Below are 19,392 nucleotides of genomic sequence, written 5' to 3'. Positions count from 1 at the left end.
CTGGAGGTCGCCGCCGCCGGGGGCCATAACCTCCTGCTGGCCGGCCCCCCGGGCACCGGGAAGACGATGCTGGCGAGCCGCCTGCCGGGCATTCTGCCACCACTCGACGAGGACGACGCCCTGCAGGTCGCCGCGGTGCGCTCGGTGTGCGGGCTGGCGCTCGAGGCGGACTGGGGCCAGCGCCCGTTTCGCCAGCCCCACCACAGCGCCAGCGCGGCGGCACTCGTGGGCGGCGGCTGTCATTTTCAACAATTGTTGCGACTAAACAATAATTGCTGCGACAATCTCTATGTTGAGTTTACATAGAGCACGCCCTTGTGACCGTTTCTCTCAAACAATCCAGAACCTTTAGCTTTCAAGATGGCACCCTTAAAGACGAAACTGAGCGCTTGGTCGTTTGGTGGTACGGGCCTATCTTCAAAAATATCCGCTCACAAAGCGTCCCTAAAATTTATGTATTTTTAAGACCTATTGATCAGGAGAACAAATTAGGAGACGTGATTAAGCGAACGACGGTCTTAACGCATGTCGGACTATTGAGAATCGGCTCCGTCTGGGAAAAGGGCGTGAGCAACTCCCGCATCGCATTTGAGGAGAAAACATTCCCTGTTTCGTTCTCTCCGGGCGGCTGGCGGATTGTCTCCTTAGACGACTTGCACAAAGCAGGGCGCAGCCTCTATACCTCCTTTCATGAGGCAAGCTATTTACCGCTGGACAGAAAACACAAATCGTACCTGATTGAATTTGACCTCCCAGATGGCAAACATCTGCTCATCCCTTGCACCGAATTTTTTGCACGCGTTTACGGTCGATCATCTGAAATCAAGCGTGTGCTCGCCACTTACTGTTGGGAGGAGGTCAAAGAACGGCTTTATCGACCGCTTAATGCGCCCCCATCGCCAGGTACCTGGCCTGTCAGATTTACATATCGTGTTCATAGGCACGATGCGATTTTGCTCGCGCACATGCTGTACGACCCCTATGCCGAACAAGCTGCCAGAGATATTTATGCGCAGACTGAAGCCAGCTTCCCCCAAGATAAGATGCTTTTAAAAGTCACTCCATGGTTTCAAGGCAGCGGGGAAATCTCTGTTTCTGGCGTTCCAATTGATGGTGGCAACACATTCCTAGGCTTGCAGATATTAGGCTGTACGCAGCCCGATGGTGCCACGATCCACCGCGAAAGAGAGAAGTCAACGACAGTACCAGCCACCGATGGCGATGATGCTCCCACTCAATTTCCCTATCATCAGCTTCAAGACATCCCCGATGTCATTGACCTGACGGATGATGAAGAGCCCGACCATGGCTCTTCTTGGCTAGACCTTCCTGAGGACGAATTCGTTATTTTAGGTAAGCCTCGCGCCGTCTTGGATAAACGATATACTCGAAAAAATGTGCCCGATACACGAGGCGTCCCCGTTCCGGGTGACGAAACCATTTTCTCCACTGGGGAGCCACATGGGTCAGGGAAGGGAGTGGGACAAGCGTCTATTCATGCTCCTATTACACTGGAATCACAGGGCTTTCTACGTGATATGTGGAATGCGCTTCTCTATTTACAATCGGCCTATCCCGCAACGATTCGTGGCGTTAGCTGGTTTACCTTTGAAGACGGATTCAGCACTTCTCCTGACCCTCGGTTAATCAGCCTCGAACCTTTCGAAATAGACGAGGAGGTGGAAACGTCAGTCGCTAATTGGGTTTACATTGATACTCAGACCAAGGTACCTCGCGGGGTGCTCGTCGTTCGGGTGCATGTGTTAGATCAAACGCTCTATCTCATGGAGATCCAACGACGCCCTCCAAAACCCAGAGCTGGCGGTAGCGAGGAGGCATCCAAGCCTCCTTCCTATAAAGGTTTAGTCTTCACGCTGAGCCACCAAGGCAGCTTCGAGCAGTGGTTACGCCAAGTGCTGTCTAACGTGCGGCACGTAGAAGGTGTTGTCCAAAAACTAGTTGGTCACTGCCCAGGATTCGCCGATACGTTCAAGCACCCTAAATCCAAAAAGGAACAGATACCCTGCGAAGCCTCTGTGTTAAATGCTTTTAGCAAGGTCAGTATTGGTCGCAGTGACTTAGCATAGGTACTATTTGCCACCTTTATGAGTAGCGGTGTCTGTTTTGTCGGTAAGAGCAACCTGTACACCCCGTGTGCAGGTTGCTCTTCTGACGAAGAGCCGATACGGCCATCCCTTCAGTGGCGGGCGAGGATCTTCGCTGCGATGGGCGAAGTGATCATTTGAATCACGGCAAAAAAAGCGGCTGGAATTGCGATCTCTGATGGCAAGCCAGAAGCAGCGACAAACGCTGCAGCGATGCTGAATTCCTTTTTACTGACCGTGAAAAGATAGGTAATCACCTCTTTGCGATCAGAGGTGAGTAACCGTGAGGACATACCTACCAGGTACCCAATCAAATTGAGGCACAGGGCCGCGCCCGCAATCACAAACGCATACCAGCCATAGCCAATGATCGTGGTGGCATTCGGCCCGACCACGGCGAGTAGGATCAGCAGATACAGAATCGACCCTATCCCTGCATACGCTGAATCATGCCGTGCAAAGAAAGCCGAGAACCTTGTACGCAAGCTGACCCCAATCACGGTAGGAAGAAGCACGATTAGTGTTAATTCAAGAATAATTGATCCAAGCGGCACGTCTAACTGAAGGCCGGTGAGCCATAAAAACAGGAAGGGAACAATAAACGGACATAACGCGGTGTTGACTGCGTTGAAAACAGCGGCAAGCGCCACATTGCCTTTCGCCATCAGTACCAAAAGAGGAGAAGACACATCTGTCGGCAGCGTGCCGAGCAAGGTTTGGCCAGCAGCCAGCGGGCCGCTTCCAAAAAATAGACGGCCCGTTAGCCACCCGGCAATCGACATAGGCCCATAGACCAGCCCCAATGCCAACAACTGCCGTGACGGCTTTCGGAACACGATGCGCACTGCATGCGCATCGAATGTGAGGCTGATAATCAACATCAGTAATGCCAGTAATGGCCCAATCGCGAACTTAAGCATTATTCCGGTGGCCGGAAAGAGTAAGCCTCCCCCCGCGACGACGATTACAAACCAGACAAGGTGCGCCTCGACAAAATAAATGAATCTACCCATGGTGGATTGGACGTTACCGGTTGAAGTGGATTGAGCCCCGCACCTAAAACATGATCACCTTCGGCCCAGCACACAAAGGCTCCTTGGTAGCTAGGGACGTGCTTCCCAATCCAGCGATGCAAATAGATAATGCTCAAGGGTTGAAGCTTTAGTTGCTAGAGGTTTTATAGTACCAAGAACAGATAATTCGAGAGAAGGTAACAGATGGGACATCATCATGATCATCCCCACATTGATCCTGCCTCTGGCGACCGGCGCGTCAGCATCTCCATTTGGGCCAATGGGCTCTTAACCATCGCTCAAATCGTCGGTGGCATTATGGCGGGGAGCCTATCGCTGATCGCTGATGCGTTACATAACTTTTCTGACATGGCAGCATTAGTCATTGCCTTTGCTGCTCGTAAAATCGCCAGACGGCCTGCCGATGCGCATATGACCTTTGGCTATGGCCGCATCGAGATAGTGGCAGCACTCATCAATTACACCACCCTCATTATTGTCGGTGTCTACCTGATTTACGAAGGCGCTATGCGGATGGTCGATCCCCCTGAGATAGAGGGATGGACGATCGTGATTATTGGTGGCGTCGCGCTCGTCGTCGATGCCCTTACCGCCATGCTCACGTGGTCAATGCAAAAAGAGAGTGTCAATATCCGCGCCCTTTTTCTGCATAACTTATCGGATGCGTTTGCCTCCATCGCCGTGATTATCGGTGGTTCGCTTATTTTACTGTACGACATGCGCTGGGTGGACCCCGCGATCACGATAGGGATTGCGCTATATATTCTTTACCTAGCCTTCTCTGAAATTGGCGGCCCTATCCGTACGCTAATGCTGGGATCTCCCCCGGACATTGACGGGCAGGCAGTCGTTGAGACCGTACGAGATATCGAGGGAGTCCAGGATATTCACCATGTGCATCTATGGCAGATGCAGGAAAACATGGCAGCCCTTGACTGCCACGTGGTTCTGACAGAAACCGGCTGGCAGCAGCTTGAATCCGTCAAAGCAGAGATCAAGGAGCAGCTTAAAATGCGCTTCAGTATTGCTCATTCCAGCCTAGAGTTTGAGCATAGTGACCACGCGCATCAAAATGCCAATCTATATGGGCACGAGTGATAGACCGAGGCCGACTCCCGGCTCAGGTAGTTAGCGAGCGGCTTACTCCCATAGCGATTGGCTTATTTTTCAACCCTACTTTTCCACCCCATCGTTGAGAAAGAGAGAGAAACATGTTCAAAAAAGCGTCTTTTATATTGGCCGGTACGTTAATGCTGACCGCTGCGATCGTCGCCGTATCGAAACCTGCCCTCTTAGATATGCAAGCTCAGGCAGCAAAGGAGAGCAGTGTCCAGGCAGAGGACTCCTTGGTGCGCTCACACTCCCCCATCTTGGGACGAGAAGACGCGCCGGTGACGATTGTGGAATTCTTCGATCCGGCTTGCGAAGCCTGCCGTGCTTTCTATCCCCTGACAAAAAGTATTCTGGAAACCTACCCAGAAAAAGTGCGGCTCATCGTGCGCTACACTCCTTTCCACGGCGACGTATCTGATAAGGCCATTCGGGTATTAGAAGTTGCTCGTCGTCAGGGCGTCTTTGAACCGGTACTGGAGAGGCTGCTGGCTCGCCAGGATCAATGGGCTTCACATGGCAGTTTTGATGAATCCGCTATCCTCGATATCGCGAGCCAAGGAGGCCTTGATTTAGCGGCTGCCGAAGAGCAACTGACTTCTGCTGAGGTGCAGGCGGTGATTGACCAAGACATGGCGGATGTCAGAGCCAATCAGATTCGCCAAACACCTACCTTTTTTGTCAATGGCGAGCCTTTAGACCCCTTTGGTATGCAAGAGCTGATTGATGCCGTTGAGAGTGAAGTAGCGGAGATCTCTGGGGAAGAGGATGGCCAGTGATGCAGCGCTGGTGGTTACTAGGCTTTGTGGGCTTTTACCCCTTGCTAGCCGAAGCCAATTGGCAAACGCATCTGTCATTGCCTCCGTCTGAACTTAGCCCTGTCAAGTTACAGGCGGCTAGCGAGCAAGAAGGCACATTACCGCTCGATAGCGTTGATACCCTAACCTTTGGGCGTGATGTCGTCATTGATACCACCCTCTACGAGGCCTTGGCAGCAGAAGGTGTCCCAACGCGTTTCGCCACTAAACTGGAAACACTGCTCAGCGAGTTTATCGCAGCGCCGCTGGAGTTTTCTGGCAGTGAACGTATTCAATTAGTGTGGGAGGAAGATCGACGCCAGGACGGCGCCCGTGTTGGGCCACCACGCCTCAGTTATGCCGCTCTGCCTGATCAGGCAGAGCCCTTGGAGGTCATATGGCCGGTCACCCAAAAGGGGGACGTAGCTCTTTTCAAAAGCGACACCCTGCTAGGCACGTTGCGGTTGCCCGTGCTTAGTGCCCGCTTAACGTCTCGCTTTGGGAATCGGCGACATCCTGTGTATGGAGGGATGCGTCCTCATAATGGAATTGACTTGGCTGCGCCGACAGGAACGCCGGTCATTGCCACCGCACCTGGGCGCGTATTCTTTATGGGTCGCCAAGGGGGATATGGGCAGGTGATCGAGGTGGAGCACGACACAGGGGCCATTAGTCGCTACACACACCTTAGCCGATTCTCCCCACAGCTAGTGGTTGGGGATTTAGTCAATGCGGGAGAGTCGCTCGGAGAGGTAGGTTCCTCCGGGGTCGCCACGGGCCCCAACCTGCATTACGAAGTGAGAGTCAATAACCAGCCTGTTGATCCCCTTGGTCAAGGTCAACGCATCATGTTGGGTGAGCAGCCGACTCAAGGTGAATATCAAGCGTCACTTTACGAGGCAAGAGATCGCTTGGAACAAGCTATCGGCACGGCGTCCATTTATGACTTGATCTCGTTTAACGAGCCGTAACCACCCGTGCTTAGCAACGTTGCATGGATTGTTAGTAACGTGAACGTGTGCTTGCCTCGTTATGGAACCCTAGCGCTGTGATCACTCATCTACCACAAGACAGGTAATCGGTATGGAAGAGGTTTCTCTCGTCACAATGGGGGTATTGGGAAGCCTTGCCGCGGGCTTGATGACGGCTGTCGGGGCGCTTCCTATCTTGTTTACCAAAAGACCGAATCGTGGTGTTCGCGATTTAGCGTTGGGGTTCGCCGCTGGCGTCATGCTAGCGGCCTCTTTCTTCTCACTGATCATACCCTCCTTAGAAGCCTCGGAGCTGCGTTACGGAGGTAGCGTGGTACCTGCTGCCATTGCCTGTGCGGCCATCTTGCTAGGGATTGGAATGGTCGCACTACTGAACGAACTCTTACCTCATGAGCACTTCGAACAGGGGCGAGAAGGGCCAGAGGCTGCCTCACTACGTCGTATCTGGTTGTTTATTATTGCCATTACGATACACAACCTGCCAGAAGGGCTAGCCGTTGGCGTGGCCTTCGGCGCAGGGGGAAGCGAAGGAGGCATTCCACTAGCGATTGGCATTGGACTTCAGAATGCCCCAGAAGGACTGGCCGTAGCAGTATCACTGCTAGGCGTGGGCTATTCACGTTGGCGGTCATGGACGATTGCCGCCCTTACGGGGCTTGTTGAGCCGTTGGGTGGCTTATTAGGCGCTGGAGTCATCAGCATGTCACAAGCGCTACTGCCCTGGGGGTTGGCCTTTGCAGCGGGGGCGATGTTGTATGTGATCAGTCATGAGATTATTCCCGAAACTCATCGAAGCGGGCACCAAAAAAAGGCCACGCTGGGCCTCTCCATCGGATTGGTACTCATGCTGTTTTTGGATGTTTCGCTGGGCTGACCATTGGGCGTGGGGCGTAGCGTTAGTGCTAACCCAAGTCGAGAGCCCCTCCGTGCGATTTTTCAGTGATACAGAGTTGATGATCACTGATGACCTCAATGATTCGGCAGCTTTCCACTTTACCACCGGCACACTGCGTGACCATCCGTTGAAGCTCCTCACGCAGTATGGACAGTCGTTGAAGGCGGGACTCCACTTTCTTTAGGTGATGCGTGGCGATGGCATCGACTTCTTGGCAAGGCATATCAGGTTGATCTGACATGGCCAAAAGCTCTCGCACTGACTCCACCGAAAAGCCAAAGTCACGGGCATGACGAATAAAGGTCAAGCGCCGCACAGCGTCGTCTCCATAGCGGCGCTGCCCCCCACCGGTTCGTGTCGCATCGCGCAACAGCCCAATACGCTCGTAATAGCGAACCGTTTCAGGTTTGCAATCGGCTCGTCGTGCTAACTCACCAATGCTGATACTTTGGCCGATCATCGACATGGTAAAACTCCTTAGGCAGGGCTTGAAGCTGTAGTTGCTACAAGGTTTACACTTAAAAACCATAGCCCATTGGCAGGAGAGGCACCATGAAAACATCAACGCCGACAACAGCGCCTACCACCTTGACGCTGCGTGTTGAAGGCATGGACTGCGGCGGTTGTGAGCGCAAGGTTGTATCGGCGCTAGAGCGACTGGAAGGCATTGAGGAAGTCACGGCAAGCTCGGTCACGGGATCAGTGAAGATTCACCACCACGATCACGGGGCCCCCTCGCGAAAGACCATTGAGGGCATCCTGAACGAACTAGGCTATCAAGTGGCTTCCCATGATGGCCAAACACGCGCACCTGGTGCTTCATCCTCTTGGTGGCAAACCGCTAAAGGGCGCTTGGTCATTATCACAGGCAATTTGCTGATCGTAGCCTTCGCGCTTCGTTTAGCATGGCCTGCGCTGGGTAATATGCCTTTCATTTTGGCCACGCTAGTCGGCTTAATACCCATTGCGCAGAGTGCCTGGGGCGCCCTCAAAATGCGCAATCCCTTTACCATAGAGATGCTGATGTGCATCGCTGCGCTTGGCGCATTGGCCATCAATGCTGCCGCTGAAGCTGCGATGGTCGTGTTCTTGTTCGCCGTAGGTGAGCTACTCGAAGGGGTAGCTGCTTCACGAGCGCGCCGCAGTATCTCAGCCTTGGCAAATTTAACACCCTCAACGGCGAGGCTGATGGACAATGGCCATCTGCGTGACGTCTCGGCGGAGTCACTTAAACCCGGGCAGCGTGTGCTGGTGCGGCCCGGTGATCGCGTACCCTGCGATGGACGCATCCTGGTGGGCACCTCCGACATTGACGAGTCGCCGGTAAACGGCGAGTCCATACCCCGTTCGCGAGCGCCTGGTGATGACATTTTTGCTGGCACAGTGAATCTTGATGCCGCCCTGGAGGTGGAGGTAACACGAGGCGCTGATGACAATACGATCGCACGCGTTATTCGTCTGGTTGAAGAAGCACAGGCCGCCAAGGCACCGATAGCACGCTTTATTGATCGTTTTGCGTATTACTATATGCCCGCCGTCGTCTTACTCGCCCTACTGATGGCGATAGTGCCACCGCTGGTATCGACCATGGCATGGTCGGAGTCGATTTACCGTGCGTTAGCATTGCTGTTAATCGCATGCCCCTGCGCGTTAGTCATTTCCACCCCAGCCGCCATCGCCGCCGGTCTCTCGGCGGGAGCTCGGCGCGGACTACTGATCAAAGGGGGAGCCGTTCTTGAACAGTTAGGTAAGCTTCGCTTGGTGGCATTAGATAAAACGGGCACCCTCACTGCGGGTACCCCAAGAGTCACAGATGTGGAGTCTTGGATTGCTGAGGAAGACGATAACAGCGTATTGCGGCTCGCCGCCGCAATAGAGCGGGATTCCAGTCACCCTATCGCCACGGCTATCGTTGAGCATGCCCGACAGTCGGGCATCAACCTCCCCACCGTCACCGGCGGCCGCGCTCTGGCGGGGCGCGGTGTTTCCGGCCAGGTGGAGGGTCGCGAGCTGAGCTTAATGACGCCTCGTCACCTTCACGAGAAAGTCATCCTTGAGGAAAGTCTCAGTGCTCGGATTGTCGCGTTAGAAGAAGCCGGTAAGAGCCTCGCTCTCCTCGTCGAAGGCGAGCGTTTACTGGGCTTGATCGCGGTTCGCGATGAGCCACGCGAAGATGCCATTGAAGGCCTAGCGGCGCTATCCCGTTTGGGCGTACAGGCGGTCATGCTCAGCGGTGATAATGCCCGCACCGTCGCTGCCACGGGGGGTCGCTTAGGCATTGAAGCGTACGGCGAACTAATGCCTGAAGACAAGGCAGCGTATGTTCGAGACTGGCAAGCGGCTGGCCGTGGCCCCATCGGTAAAGTAGGCGATGGCATCAACGATGCACCGGCACTCGCGGCAGCCGATGTGGGTATCGCGATGGGGGGCGGCACGGATGTGGCGTTGGAAACCGCCGATGCAGCCTTGCTCAAGAACCGCGTTACCGGCATCGCTGAGCTGATAGACCTCTCTCGTGCCACACTGCGCAATGTGAAAACCAACGTTGTTCTCGCCCTTGGCTTAAAAGCCATTTTCCTAGTTACAACGGCGCTGGGTATTACCGGCATGTGGATTGCGGTGATGGCCGATACCGGTGCTACCGTCCTGGTGACGTTGAACGCCATGCGACTGCTGGGTTACCGCTTTTCGCCCAGTACCGCAATGACAGGCCTGTCACAAGGAAAAACAACGTCATGAGAACAGCGCCAAACGATAGCCCTTCACGACGTTGGCCATGGTTCACATTTGCTTGCGTATTGGCTCTAGCCGATCAACTGGTCAAAGAAATCGTGCACGCCCAGATGTCGTTTGGCCAAGTCATTCCGCTAACGCCGTTTTTTAACTGGGTTTATACCGGGAACACAGGAGCCGCTTTCAGCTTTCTCGCAGAAGCAGGGGGTTGGCAGCGCTACCTCTTTCTTGGTTTAGCGTTGGTGGTGGTCGTCGTATTGGTTGTGCAGCTATGCAAACCCCTGTCGCGCTTGGAGGCCTGTGCGTACAGCCTGATTCTTGGCGGCGCGCTCGGTAATACTGTTGATCGCTTAGCGCGAGGGTACGTCGTCGACTATCTGGACATTTACTGGGGCGAATGGCATTGGCCCGCCTTTAACATGGCCGATATCGCTCTGTTTGCAGGTGTATTGATGTTCGCAGTGGCGTTATGGCGTGAAAGTCCTGCTTTTAAGCGCTCTGAGTAACGCTATGGATGTGGTCGATAAAGATAAAGAATATACGCTTTTTGCTGGGCGCTCCTCACCAATAGTCGATTGCGTTGTAGCGCTCGCCGCTGGGGTAATGACCACCTTGAGTGCCGCCCCCTTTTCCCTATGGTGGCTTGGCCCAGTGGCCGTGGCACTGGTCTATTGGAAGATACAGTCGCTAACGCCCGCCATGGCCACCCTGCGTGGGTGGTGCTATGGGGTAGGCCTGTTCGGTTCTGGCACATCATGGGTCTTCGTTGCTATTCACGATTTCAGTGGCACCGGGGCCTTGGTGGCGATGCTCCTCACCACTCTTTTTGTCAGCGCCCTGGCGCTCTTCTTTGCAATCCCCTTTGGGCTCTATCGGCGCATCACGGGGCCACGGTTAGCCTGTCTTAGCTTTGCCGGTATGTGGGTGGTGAGCGAATGGCTACGCACCTGGTTGCTCACCGGCTTTCCCTGGTTATTGCTGGGCACCTCTCAGGTAGATTCTCCACTAGCCCCATGGGCGCCCGTTGGTGGTGTGTACTTGCTGTCACTCATGACCGCGCTGACAGGTACGTTAGGGGTAGAGGTACTGCGTCGCCGCTGGGGTTTCCTTGTCCCAATGGCCGCCTTGTGGATCGTTCCATTCCTATTGCCCGCCCAATGGACAACCCCGGCTGGCAAGCCCATCCGGGTGGCATTGCTGCAAGGGAATCTTGACCAGCGCATTAAGTGGACTGCCCAAGGGCAGCGCGAGGCGATCAGTATCTACACGGCGATGACACGGGAGCAAGCAAGGGATATCGATCTCATCGTTTGGCCCGAGGCAGCCCTTCCCATGCTTGAGCAGGAAGCACAGCAAATACTTGAGCAAGTAGCGTCCGACCTGGGGCCTGACACCGCCTTGTTGACCGGCATTTTGCAACGCGACAGTGAAGGGCGCTCTTATAACAGCGTCATAGGGCTAAATGATGTGCAGGGCGAATACCAGAAGGCGCACTTGGTGCCCTTTGGCGAGTATTTGCCATTCCAAAGTCTCCTCGCTGGCACCCTTGCTTTTTTCGACTTGCCAGTACCTCGCCTGACCCCAGGGACAGGCGAACAGGCTCCGTTACACGTGGCTGGAGCCACCATTGGCAATGCCATTTGTTACGAAATCATTTTTGCCGACCATGTCGCCCAACAGGCGCGTAATGCCGAGCTGCTATTAACGGTTTCCAACGATACGTGGTTTGGGCGCTCCATTGGCCCACACCAACATCTTCAAATGGCGCGTCTACGTGCCTTAGAAAATGGTCGTCACCTACTTCGAGCTACCAGTAATGGCGTGACGGCCATCATCGATTCACAAGGCCACGTCACAGCCCGTGCCCCACAGTTTGAACCGGCCAGTTTAACTGGCGAGGTGACCCCGATGCAGGGCCTAACTCCTTTCACACGCACCGGTAGTGGCCCCGCTTGGATACTCGCTGCGGTGCTGACACTGCTCGGGTTACAACTGAACTTATCTCGATCAAAAAACGACGCATTAGATGAAAAAGGAACCTAGCGATGCTCTTGGCAAAGAACGCAGCAATACTTAAGAGATTCCTCCCATGGCCAATGCAGATCGGCTTCATCGTGAGTGTGATGGTTTCGTTTCTGGCATGGCTCCCTGTCGCCATGGCGGCACAACCTTCCACTGCCCAGGAGACGGAATGGCCCAAAGGGCATTACCCGCTACCAGAGGAAGGTAATATTATCGGAGAGGCTGACACCTTTATCGTAAAGGATTACGACGATACCTTGATAGATATTGCCAGGCGTCACAACCTTGGCTATTTGGAGATGATCCGTGCAAACCCAGAGGTTAGCATCTGGGTTCCAGGGGTGGGCACGGAAGTGACTATTCCGGGACGTTTTATTCTGCCGAATGTGGAGCGTACTGGGATCGTCATCAATATCGCCGAGCTGCGGCTTTACTACTACCCAGATGTCAAAAACGGTGAGACACCGCGTGTTGAGACCTATCCTATTGGCATTGGTCGCGAAGGGTTTGATACTCCTCTAGGCGTGACCGAGACCACCATGAACATTAAAAACCCCGCGTGGTACCCGCCTGAGTCGGTAAAACGCGAAGCGGAAGCACGCGGTGAAACCGCGCCCAGCGTTGTGCCACCCGGCCCCGATAACCCGCTAGGAGACCATGCCATCATCCTAGGCTTCGATGGCTATTTGATTCACGGCACCAACCAGCCCGATGGCATTGGCATGCGCGCAAGCCGAGGTTGTATCCGCATGTTACCCAAAGACATCGAATCTATATTTGACCGCATTCCACCCGGCACCCAAGTCAACATCATCAATCAGCCGATCAAGATAGGTTGGGAAGGCGGTCAGCCGCTGATTCAAGCCTTTCCGCCGCTTGGAGAAGAAGAGCACAGTATGACCGCACTCACAGAGACCATGACACGCCTTAACCAATACAATGTCGATAACGTAAACCTCGATTACGAGCAGCTCAGCGATGTCCTGTCACTCTCTAACGGGCTTATAACCCCACTACATCCAAAGCAGGAACAGGAGCCACAGCGCCACAGCCCAGAAGAGAAGGCTATCAAGGGCATTTATGAAGACCTGGTTTTGACGTCATCTCAACGGTCATGACACGCCTTTTGGCACCCCGTTGAGCCCTGGCATATAGGTAGAGAGCCATAGCCCCGTCCAAACGGCGGGGCGACATTCGCCTACAGAGTCGCGGGGCCCTCCAAGTGACTGCGCGCTATCAGTGTCTTAGCACTCAATATCCAGAGGCAGCCAGTAGGTAACGCCACCCACTACCACCTGTATCCCGTCTGTCGTCCGCTCTACGGTCTGTTGTCGAAGCATTTTCTGCGTTAATTTTGTGTCATGGAAATACTCCATGGCAGCAACGATCCATGCCTCCCTCCAGGCCTCTCCTTGATCAGCACACCGGGCCATCGTCATCAGAGTGCGGGCTAGTGTTTCTTTTCGCCGCTTTCTTGCCCGTTTTACATCCACCCGAGGAGCCAACGTGGTGGCATGTTGGCGATTTAAGAAATTAGTAAACCCCGTCACCGAGGCTGCTTGTCCAGGCACCGCCTGCAAATAGTTGTCCACATCGCCCTGTTGTGGCAATCGCTGCCCCTCCCGGTCAGTAGCGAGTAGCAATGCGGCTGCCGCTCTTAGTGCAAGTCGTGCGGAGGTGTGGGACGTTTTGCCCGCCTCTATACGGGTTTCTAATTGCTGCCAATAAGCATGCAGTGCTTTTTCTGATAAAGAAGCGGACGGCATAGACCTGAGACACGCTTTGATACGTCGTTTCTCTGAGTCGATCTTCTTTGCTTGGTGATCCGGCTCTACCCCTTGCTCTTCATGCAGCCATCGCATAGGAAGTCTTACACGCCGCAACCCCTCCGCCCCGAAGTGATGAAGCAGCTCCGAATAGCTCGGTATCCGTGACCATGCCTGGTCGACCTCAAGGAAGAACGAGAAGAAATGATTGATCTTGAGAGCAGCCTTATGCGGCCCTGTGGTACGAATCAGCCATTCACCAAATTCCCCAAAGGCCTCACGTAACGCTTTGGTGGTGATACCGGCTTGGCCAATGATGATCCGCTTACGACATGTACGCGTCCAATAGCAGGGCTCACAGGCATCGCCTCGACCCGCTGGCATGGGATTACCACACGATGGGCAGGCAATTTCCCCTCGCTCATTACAGGCTTTGCACAACACATCCCCGTTGGGTGCCACCACCAATAAGCGATGTCGACGACACGCAGAACAGGTACCGTGATCAGCCGTCGCACAGCGTGGACACAAGCGATGAGCATGCCCCATACGCGTCACTCGGGTAAGACGTTGAGAGGATTCCCCACACTCCTCGCAGGACTCTGGCTCTCTGAAATAGGGAGCGCAGGCGATACAGACAGGGCCGTAGGGAGTGACCTTGCCGATGTTGTAGTCTGAACTGGCTTTTCCACATCGTGCACACGGTTTGTCGACGTCGCACTGACGACAGACGGCGTCTGGGTCATTCTTAGGCAAACGAGCTAACTCACCACATCGTGGGCATATCCGCCGCTTAAACTCACGAGCATAGCAAGTTGAGCAGTAACCATGCCCCTTATGGCGTCGCCACAATTTGGAGACTTCTCGACCACACTCATCGCAGTCTACCGTTTTGTGTTGCTTCAAGAGGTTGGCTCCGCTTTCATTCTGCGCTTTAAACGCGCCCAAGAGGCTCTAACAGCACGTTCCGATGCAGGGCGATGATCCGGTTGAACACGGCGGCGATGTGGCCCATGAGGATGATGAGATAATCGTGATAGCATCGGTAACAGTGCAACGGGAGGTGACTTTCGAGGATCAAATAGCGCGCTCGTTTTCACATTGAACGCGACAAACGTCCTGAACGCCTCCTCAACACCTATGCTCATTAACCGCTCAACCGCCGTCAATAAAGCACTCCGCTCGCTAATAGGCAACAGCTCAAACGCCAATCCAGATATAGGCATTCGGTTATTCACGACGGGAATACCTAACGACAGAAGCGCTCCCGCGAGGGGTGACGTAGGCCGCCGACTGGCGCGCCGCATAACGCCAACCAAGAAGCTCGCCATAGAAAACCAATCCGCGAGTGTGATAGAGGTGTTCCCAAATGCCGCCCTATCCCCTTGTAAAACACGATCAGCCATCACTTGGAAACTGAACACTTCTGGTAAAGGCGACGTGCATACTGCCTTTCTAAAATCGTCATGGCACCGACTGCACTGAGCTAAATGTTGATCTTCCGCTGACAGGCGATGGGGCTCTATAGGGGCCTTGCATGCTGGGCACTCATCTATCAGCTGCACCCCATGAAAGCGGCACCCAGTGTGCCAAGCGAATCGCCAGTGTCGGCGCAAGTAGGGGGTTGAGTCCTCTGCCAAGCACAATGCACATACCTGTTGCCCCCCATGGCGCGTTCGATTTCGGGTGCCGAGTGCCAACAACCAGGGCCAAGTCCGGGTTTCCGGTAACGAGTAACCGACCACTTTCTCACAATCGTCCCGCATCCCAGCCTTCTGAAACTCAGCGGAAGAGATCCCCGAGGCATTGACTAATGGGCGCATTCTTACGAGGGGAATTTCCCTGTCAATATCCCTCGTCCATATACGCCATGTTGGCCAAATAGCCCCGGTGAGCGACAAAGGATCACATCCCTGCCTCAACGCCGCCCGAACGAACCATGAGGAAAGGGACTCCTCAGGCAACAGGGGCACACTCAGCGCCCAGGGCATTACAGCATCACTTCCCTAATGCCACGGGTTGGTCGCACCCACGATTTACTCTGGATAATTTTCTCATCAATGCGCTCAGCCCCGGACAGAATAGCGGCATTTGAACACTCAATCAGCAGCCGGTGCAGGTCACCAAAATTGCCGCCAGAGATCGCGTGGAGCTGGGTGGCCAATTTTGGCTCATGCAACTGGGAAGAGTGTTTAAGCGGCAGGATCTTCTCAAAGCCAGCGAGTAATTTCTGAAATTCCTGATTGAGCTCCCACTTCGGTAATGCGACCACATCAAAGCGACTCGCATGCTGCGGGTCTGAATGCAGCACACGCACAGCATCCTGCGTACCCACACCAACGATGGGAATCATTAGCTCATTGCATAAAAGCTTAATGGCATTCATCGTTTCGCGCTGCTTGACGGCACCACCGGTTAACAGTGAGTGGAACTCATCAATGATCAACAAGCGGGTATGGCAAGCCCGCAGTTGATGAATCACTTGGTAGCGCAGCTTAGGTACCGGGTCTGAAGGCCGATAGGGAGCCCAAAAGCTCTCTAACACTGCGATATACAGACTTTTCTCATCGGCACTCGGTGGGGCTTGAGTGACGATCACTGGTTTCACCGGTTCTACGTCTTCATTCACGTAGCCCTCACCGTACTGTTTACGAAACCGTTGAACGATGGTTGTCTTTCCGTTGTTGGAGTCACCCACGAGCAAGAGGTTAGGCATACGAGGACGACTAGGCTTCTCCATCAGCCCACGCATAACCTCAATGACACGATTGGCCAATGGATAGCCCAACCAGCGCGGTTGATCCATAAACTCCATTCGCTCTTTAGCGGACAGCCCCAAGACATGACGAAGATCAGGATGAAGGTGTGTGCTCATGCTATGTCCCAGTTCACATCGATATCACCCGATAAGAGACCGTCTCCCTGGGCGGGTGATTCTTTGGGGGCCGCGGTTGAGGGCGCATGTAAAAGGGGATCAGCAGGCGTCACCTTCTTCTCATGCTCTTTACGTCGTTGCGCCTGGCGGCGACTTCGCTTGGTACGTGCTTGCGACTCCTCTACATGGGTTCGCAGCTCACTAATAGCGCGTAGGATTTCAGACTCATTGACCGAACTCCTGCCTTCCTGGCGAAGTCGCGCTTTGGCCTGGGCATACTCCCAAACGCTCATCGAGGGGAGGGCGAGATTGGCAAAGGGAATGCGAAAATAGTGCCCGAGCTCCGGGTCTTTGAACCAAATAACGCTAATGTCGCGAGGGTCGCGCCGGAATACAAAGGTGCGTTTCTTGTCTTGCATGTCTGGATCTTTGGCATTGATCCAAGGTCTTAGCGCTTCATCGTAATAGTTCATGCCATCGATGGTCACACCAAAAGTCTGGATCGTGCGCTGAAAGCTGGGCAAAAAATCGAGCAATACAGAAAGTCTATCAGCAGGTCGTGGTGCTAAGCCCACTCCCTGCACGTCAGCATTGCCAAACACACCGATTTCCCATTTCCTCATCGGTGACATACCAATCCCAGAATGAAGGCGCTGGTGGTAAACCTTACAAATCAACGTTACGAGCCACTCTTCAAACTCGCTTTTCGTCATGGCCGCGTGTTTCTCTGGATCGTACCCTTCTTTCTCTTTAATGGAGGAGAAGGTCGTCCCAGGCAGGTTATGGATTTCTTTGAGAAGAGACCCTAGCACCCGCTCAATATGCCCCCCGTAACGTGGCTGCTTAACAGGCCGAAACTCAAGATTGATCCCGTAGGCTAGGCAAGAGCGCCGAAACGTCTCTGAGCGAAAATCTGGGCCGTTATCGACATGAATCGTGGCGGGTGTGCCCCATACTGGCCACTCAGCCTCCACGTTATGCAGCAGCAACCACTCATCTTTAGGAAGCATGGAGTGAGCCACACACATGCCAACGGATGTTTCAGAGGGCGGGTCAAACGACAAGTAATATCCCGTGACTATGCGAGTACACACGTCCATGGCCAACGTAATCCATGGACGGCCAATCGGTTTGCGATGCACGTCATCAACCAAAATAATATCGGCAGGCGTGTGGTCAATCTGCATGACGGCTAACGGATAGTCCGCATTGGGAAATTTTCCGGCCGCCGGCTGAAACTTATTAATCGCTTTTTCTCTAAAGCCATGCCCACGCAATCGGTCGCGCTCTGGGATGTCGCGCAGACGAGCACGAACGGTACCAGGGCTCGGCGGGTCGATGCGCCGCTCATGGCAGCGCCGCATGACTTCCTGTACCGCTTTTTGTGCGGACGGACGCTGCAGCGTCAAATACACCTCTTTGATGACTTCCTGAATCACCGCCTCGGCATGCGCGGGGATACGCGACTTTCCTTTCTTCCACCCTGGCTTTTGAGGAATTAATGCAAGCACCGAGCCCGTCGCTTTATACCGCTTCAACCAACGGTAGATCGTAGCCGTATCAACCCCCGTTTGTTTAGCACGCTCCTCCGCTGCATCCCGCCCCACCGTATGGCGATCCACCAAGGGCTTAATGATGGAAAAGCGATGCTCGGCCTCCCGCCAATCGGCATCCCCAATCTCGGACATATCCTGCTCAGGGGATACGGACCCGCTATTGAGAGGCGCTAGTTCTTTGATGCGAAGCGGGCAACTACGCCCGGACTCAACGGCAATGCCAATGACTGTCTCAAAATCGAGCACCTGGGAAATTCGGTAAACGGTGCCATCTTTCTGAACCTGCTCACCCACCATAATCTGCAAGTGTTGGCGTGTTTGGGCGACGCCGTTATTGGGTTCAGTTGCGCTGCCACGATGGTTATTCATAATCGGGTACCCATACCTCTGATAGAGGACTGAAGGATTGGGCCATATCGCAATCTAACTGCCGAGTCGCCAGTAGATGCCATAAATGCGCAATCCCCTCTGCCCGGCAAATATCGCCCATAAAGTACCGAGAAAGCAGGTAATCCAAGGTCGCCACCCCCATTTCCCTCACCGTGTTGAGGACTGCCTGGCTTTCGACAGAGGGAAACACCATCCGCTTATAGCGCGCTAGGAAGGTAATGTTGTCCAAGGTCTTATCACGAATGCGGCTTTCATCATGAATGCGAAACGCCCAGCCCTCGTTGTTGGCATGCCGCATCGCCGCCTTCCATTTAGGCGACCATTCACGCCAATGTGCTTGCCACTTTTCCCGTGGTTTGACCTCCACCAGGAGAGGTTTTGGGTAATCCCTGTAATGACGGTTACCGAGACGGTAATAAACCAAATAGTCAGGTGTGTAGGTGTAGCGCCTACCGGTCACGGGATGATGAAACGGGATCTCGCACGGCTGGGAAATCACACCAAGGACGCTCACATCAAAGTCAGCCTTGATGAGGAAATCACGTTCGAGCGTCGACTCGAACGCAATAGACTCCTCCCCGCGAAAGGCATAGTAGCCAGACACACTTCGTCGGGTAGGGCCGATTTTACGAACGGATGTAGGCAGTGGCATGGGTAGTCGCACCAAATGTTGAATAAAACAAGGCCTGTCGCATCAATTGCTATTAATTCTGTCGCACTCAATCCTGTACAGACTACCATAATAGCCCGATATTACGCCCTGAGGGTCGCATCAATTGCTGAAAATGACAGCGGCTCGAAGCCCAAACCCGGCGAGATTTCGCTCGCCCACATGGGCGTGCTGTTTCTCGACGAGCTGCCGGAGTTTTCTAGAAGCGTGCTGGAGGTTCTTCGCCAGCCCCTGGAAACCGGCGAGATCCATCTGTCGCGCGCCAGCCACGAGCGCCGCTACCCGGCGCGTTTCCAGCTGGTCGCCGCCATGAACCCCCGCCCCTGCGGCCACCTGGGCGATCCGCGCAATCGCTGCCAGTGCACGGCGAGCCAGATCCAGCGCTACCAGGCGCGGCTCTCCGGGCCGCTGCTGGATCGCATCGACCTGCAGGTGGAAGTCCCGGCG

At 54.4% G+C, this 19,392-nt stretch carries 16 protein-coding genes and 2 pseudogenes; 11 read left to right on the top strand and 7 right to left on the bottom strand.

The features are described 5' to 3' along the window. Nucleotides 1-237, top strand: a pseudogene (locus BIS11_RS00955) (ATP-binding protein); the annotation flags it as partial. Between the two features lie 80 nt (nt 238-317). Beyond that, nucleotides 318-2,087 (top strand): hypothetical protein, encoded by a 1,770-nt coding sequence (locus tag BIS11_RS00950; protein WP_253419451.1) that lies wholly within the window; start codon nt 318-320, stop codon nt 2,085-2,087. A gap of 110 nt (nt 2,088-2,197) precedes the next feature. On the opposite strand, the gene BIS11_RS00945 is transcribed toward BIS11_RS00950, so the two are convergent. Next, nucleotides 2,198-3,118: a bile acid:sodium symporter family protein gene (locus BIS11_RS00945; RefSeq protein WP_027957952.1), complete on the bottom strand. Its 921-nt coding sequence runs from the start codon at nt 3,116-3,118 to the stop codon at nt 2,198-2,200. A gap of 204 nt (nt 3,119-3,322) precedes the next feature. Here BIS11_RS00945 and BIS11_RS00940 point away from each other — a divergent pair, with 204 nt between their 5' ends. The 4 genes from BIS11_RS00940 (at nt 3,323) to BIS11_RS00925 (ending at nt 6,912) form a co-directional block, all read left to right on the top strand. Continuing rightward, nucleotides 3,323-4,237 carry a cation diffusion facilitator family transporter gene (locus BIS11_RS00940; protein ID WP_016916432.1) on the top strand — a complete coding sequence of 305 codons (915 nt, stop codon included), beginning with the start codon at nt 3,323-3,325 and terminating at the stop codon, nt 4,235-4,237. A 113-nt stretch (nt 4,238-4,350) separates the two neighbouring features. Next, nucleotides 4,351-5,028 (top strand): thioredoxin domain-containing protein, encoded by a 678-nt coding sequence (locus BIS11_RS00935; protein WP_016916431.1) that lies wholly within the window; start codon nt 4,351-4,353, stop codon nt 5,026-5,028. After that, complete coding sequence (locus tag BIS11_RS00930; RefSeq protein WP_016916430.1) at nt 5,028-6,017, top strand: M23 family metallopeptidase; 990 nt, start codon at nt 5,028-5,030, stop codon at nt 6,015-6,017. Before BIS11_RS00935 ends, BIS11_RS00930 begins: the two co-directional genes overlap by 1 nt. A gap of 112 nt (nt 6,018-6,129) precedes the next feature. Continuing rightward, nucleotides 6,130-6,912: a ZIP family metal transporter gene (locus tag BIS11_RS00925; protein WP_016916429.1), complete on the top strand. Its 783-nt coding sequence runs from the start codon at nt 6,130-6,132 to the stop codon at nt 6,910-6,912. Between the two features lie 28 nt (nt 6,913-6,940). On the opposite strand, the gene BIS11_RS00920 is transcribed toward BIS11_RS00925, so the two are convergent. After that, nucleotides 6,941-7,399 (bottom strand): helix-turn-helix domain-containing protein, encoded by a 459-nt coding sequence (locus tag BIS11_RS00920; protein ID WP_027957954.1) that lies wholly within the window; start codon nt 7,397-7,399, stop codon nt 6,941-6,943. An 86-nt stretch (nt 7,400-7,485) separates the two neighbouring features. Here BIS11_RS00920 and BIS11_RS00915 point away from each other — a divergent pair, with 86 nt between their 5' ends. The 4 genes from BIS11_RS00915 to BIS11_RS00900 are packed head-to-tail and all read left to right on the top strand — an operon-like array spanning nt 7,486 to nt 12,806. Then, nucleotides 7,486-9,672, top strand: a complete 2,187-nt coding sequence (locus tag BIS11_RS00915) for a heavy metal translocating P-type ATPase (protein WP_027957955.1) — start codon at nt 7,486-7,488, stop codon at nt 9,670-9,672. Then, nucleotides 9,669-10,172, top strand: a complete 504-nt coding sequence (gene lspA / locus BIS11_RS00910; RefSeq protein WP_027957956.1) for a signal peptidase II — start codon at nt 9,669-9,671, stop codon at nt 10,170-10,172. The genes BIS11_RS00915 and lspA overlap by 4 nt, the downstream gene beginning before the upstream one ends. A gap of 4 nt (nt 10,173-10,176) precedes the next feature. Then, nucleotides 10,177-11,709 carry an apolipoprotein N-acyltransferase gene (lnt, locus tag BIS11_RS00905; protein ID WP_027957957.1) on the top strand — a complete coding sequence of 511 codons (1,533 nt, stop codon included), beginning with the start codon at nt 10,177-10,179 and terminating at the stop codon, nt 11,707-11,709. 53 nt (nt 11,710-11,762) lie between these two features. Beyond that, the gene (locus BIS11_RS00900; RefSeq protein WP_035539261.1) at nt 11,763-12,806 is read left to right on the top strand and encodes a L,D-transpeptidase family protein; all 1,044 of its coding nucleotides are present in this window, start codon (nt 11,763-11,765) and stop codon (nt 12,804-12,806) included. A 126-nt stretch (nt 12,807-12,932) separates the two neighbouring features. Here BIS11_RS00900 and BIS11_RS00895 read toward each other — a convergent pair whose 3' ends face one another. From BIS11_RS00895 to BIS11_RS00880, 5 genes are all read right to left on the bottom strand, one after another. Then, nucleotides 12,933-13,838, bottom strand: a complete 906-nt coding sequence (locus BIS11_RS00895) for a hypothetical protein (protein ID WP_253419454.1) — start codon at nt 13,836-13,838, stop codon at nt 12,933-12,935. Nucleotides 13,839-14,356: 518 nt separating this feature from the next. Next, on the bottom strand, nt 14,357-15,445 hold the full coding sequence (locus tag BIS11_RS18605; RefSeq protein WP_367399051.1) for a TniQ family protein: 1,089 nt from the start codon (nt 15,443-15,445) through the stop codon (nt 14,357-14,359). Beyond that, the gene (locus tag BIS11_RS00890; protein ID WP_253419457.1) at nt 15,445-16,329 is read right to left on the bottom strand and encodes a TniB family NTP-binding protein; all 885 of its coding nucleotides are present in this window, start codon (nt 16,327-16,329) and stop codon (nt 15,445-15,447) included. The genes BIS11_RS18605 and BIS11_RS00890 overlap by 1 nt, the downstream gene beginning before the upstream one ends. After that, nucleotides 16,326-18,254, bottom strand: a complete 1,929-nt coding sequence (locus BIS11_RS00885; protein WP_253419460.1) for a Mu transposase C-terminal domain-containing protein — start codon at nt 18,252-18,254, stop codon at nt 16,326-16,328. Before BIS11_RS00885 ends, BIS11_RS00890 begins: the two co-directional genes overlap by 4 nt. Beyond that, nucleotides 18,247-18,879 (bottom strand): TnsA endonuclease N-terminal domain-containing protein, encoded by a 633-nt coding sequence (locus BIS11_RS00880; RefSeq protein ID WP_253419463.1) that lies wholly within the window; start codon nt 18,877-18,879, stop codon nt 18,247-18,249. The genes BIS11_RS00885 and BIS11_RS00880 overlap by 8 nt, the downstream gene beginning before the upstream one ends. A gap of 189 nt (nt 18,880-19,068) precedes the next feature. On the opposite strand from BIS11_RS00880, the pseudogene BIS11_RS00875 reads away from it, so the two are divergent. After that, nucleotides 19,069-19,392: pseudogene (locus BIS11_RS00875) on the top strand (ATP-binding protein); the annotation flags it as partial.

The sequence above is a fragment of the Halomonas sp. 707D4 genome (assembly GCF_024158685.1).
Taxonomy (GTDB): Bacteria; Pseudomonadota; Gammaproteobacteria; order Pseudomonadales; family Halomonadaceae; genus Vreelandella.
Note: the sequence above shows the minus strand (reverse complement) of the source record. Positions and strands in the feature narration are given on the sequence as shown.

Bases quoted from the DNA above. Each gene is read 5' to 3' on its own strand.
- BIS11_RS00945 (WP_027957952.1), bottom strand. From the start codon at position 3,118: ATGGGTAGATTCATTTATTTTGTCGAGGCGCACCTTGTCTGGTTTGTA.
- BIS11_RS00925 (WP_016916429.1), top strand. From the start codon at position 6,130: ATGGAAGAGGTTTCTCTCGTCACAATGGGGGTATTGGGAAGCCTTGCC.
- lspA (WP_027957956.1), top strand. From the start codon at position 9,669: ATGAGAACAGCGCCAAACGATAGCCCTTCACGACGTTGGCCATGGTTC.
- BIS11_RS00920 (WP_027957954.1), bottom strand. From the start codon at position 7,399: ATGTCGATGATCGGCCAAAGTATCAGCATTGGTGAGTTAGCACGACGA.
- BIS11_RS00895 (WP_253419454.1), bottom strand. From the start codon at position 13,838: ATGCCAGCGGGTCGAGGCGATGCCTGTGAGCCCTGCTATTGGACGCGT.
- BIS11_RS00890 (WP_253419457.1), bottom strand. From the start codon at position 16,329: ATGAGCACACACCTTCATCCTGATCTTCGTCATGTCTTGGGGCTGTCC.
- BIS11_RS00940 (WP_016916432.1), top strand. From the start codon at position 3,323: ATGGGACATCATCATGATCATCCCCACATTGATCCTGCCTCTGGCGAC.
- BIS11_RS18605 (WP_367399051.1), bottom strand. From the start codon at position 15,445: ATGCCCTGGGCGCTGAGTGTGCCCCTGTTGCCTGAGGAGTCCCTTTCC.
- BIS11_RS00935 (WP_016916431.1), top strand. From the start codon at position 4,351: ATGTTCAAAAAAGCGTCTTTTATATTGGCCGGTACGTTAATGCTGACC.
- lnt (WP_027957957.1), top strand. From the start codon at position 10,177: ATGGATGTGGTCGATAAAGATAAAGAATATACGCTTTTTGCTGGGCGC.
- BIS11_RS00930 (WP_016916430.1), top strand. From the start codon at position 5,028: ATGCAGCGCTGGTGGTTACTAGGCTTTGTGGGCTTTTACCCCTTGCTA.
- BIS11_RS00885 (WP_253419460.1), bottom strand. From the start codon at position 18,254: ATGAATAACCATCGTGGCAGCGCAACTGAACCCAATAACGGCGTCGCC.
- BIS11_RS00915 (WP_027957955.1), top strand. From the start codon at position 7,486: ATGAAAACATCAACGCCGACAACAGCGCCTACCACCTTGACGCTGCGT.
- BIS11_RS00900 (WP_035539261.1), top strand. From the start codon at position 11,763: ATGCAGATCGGCTTCATCGTGAGTGTGATGGTTTCGTTTCTGGCATGG.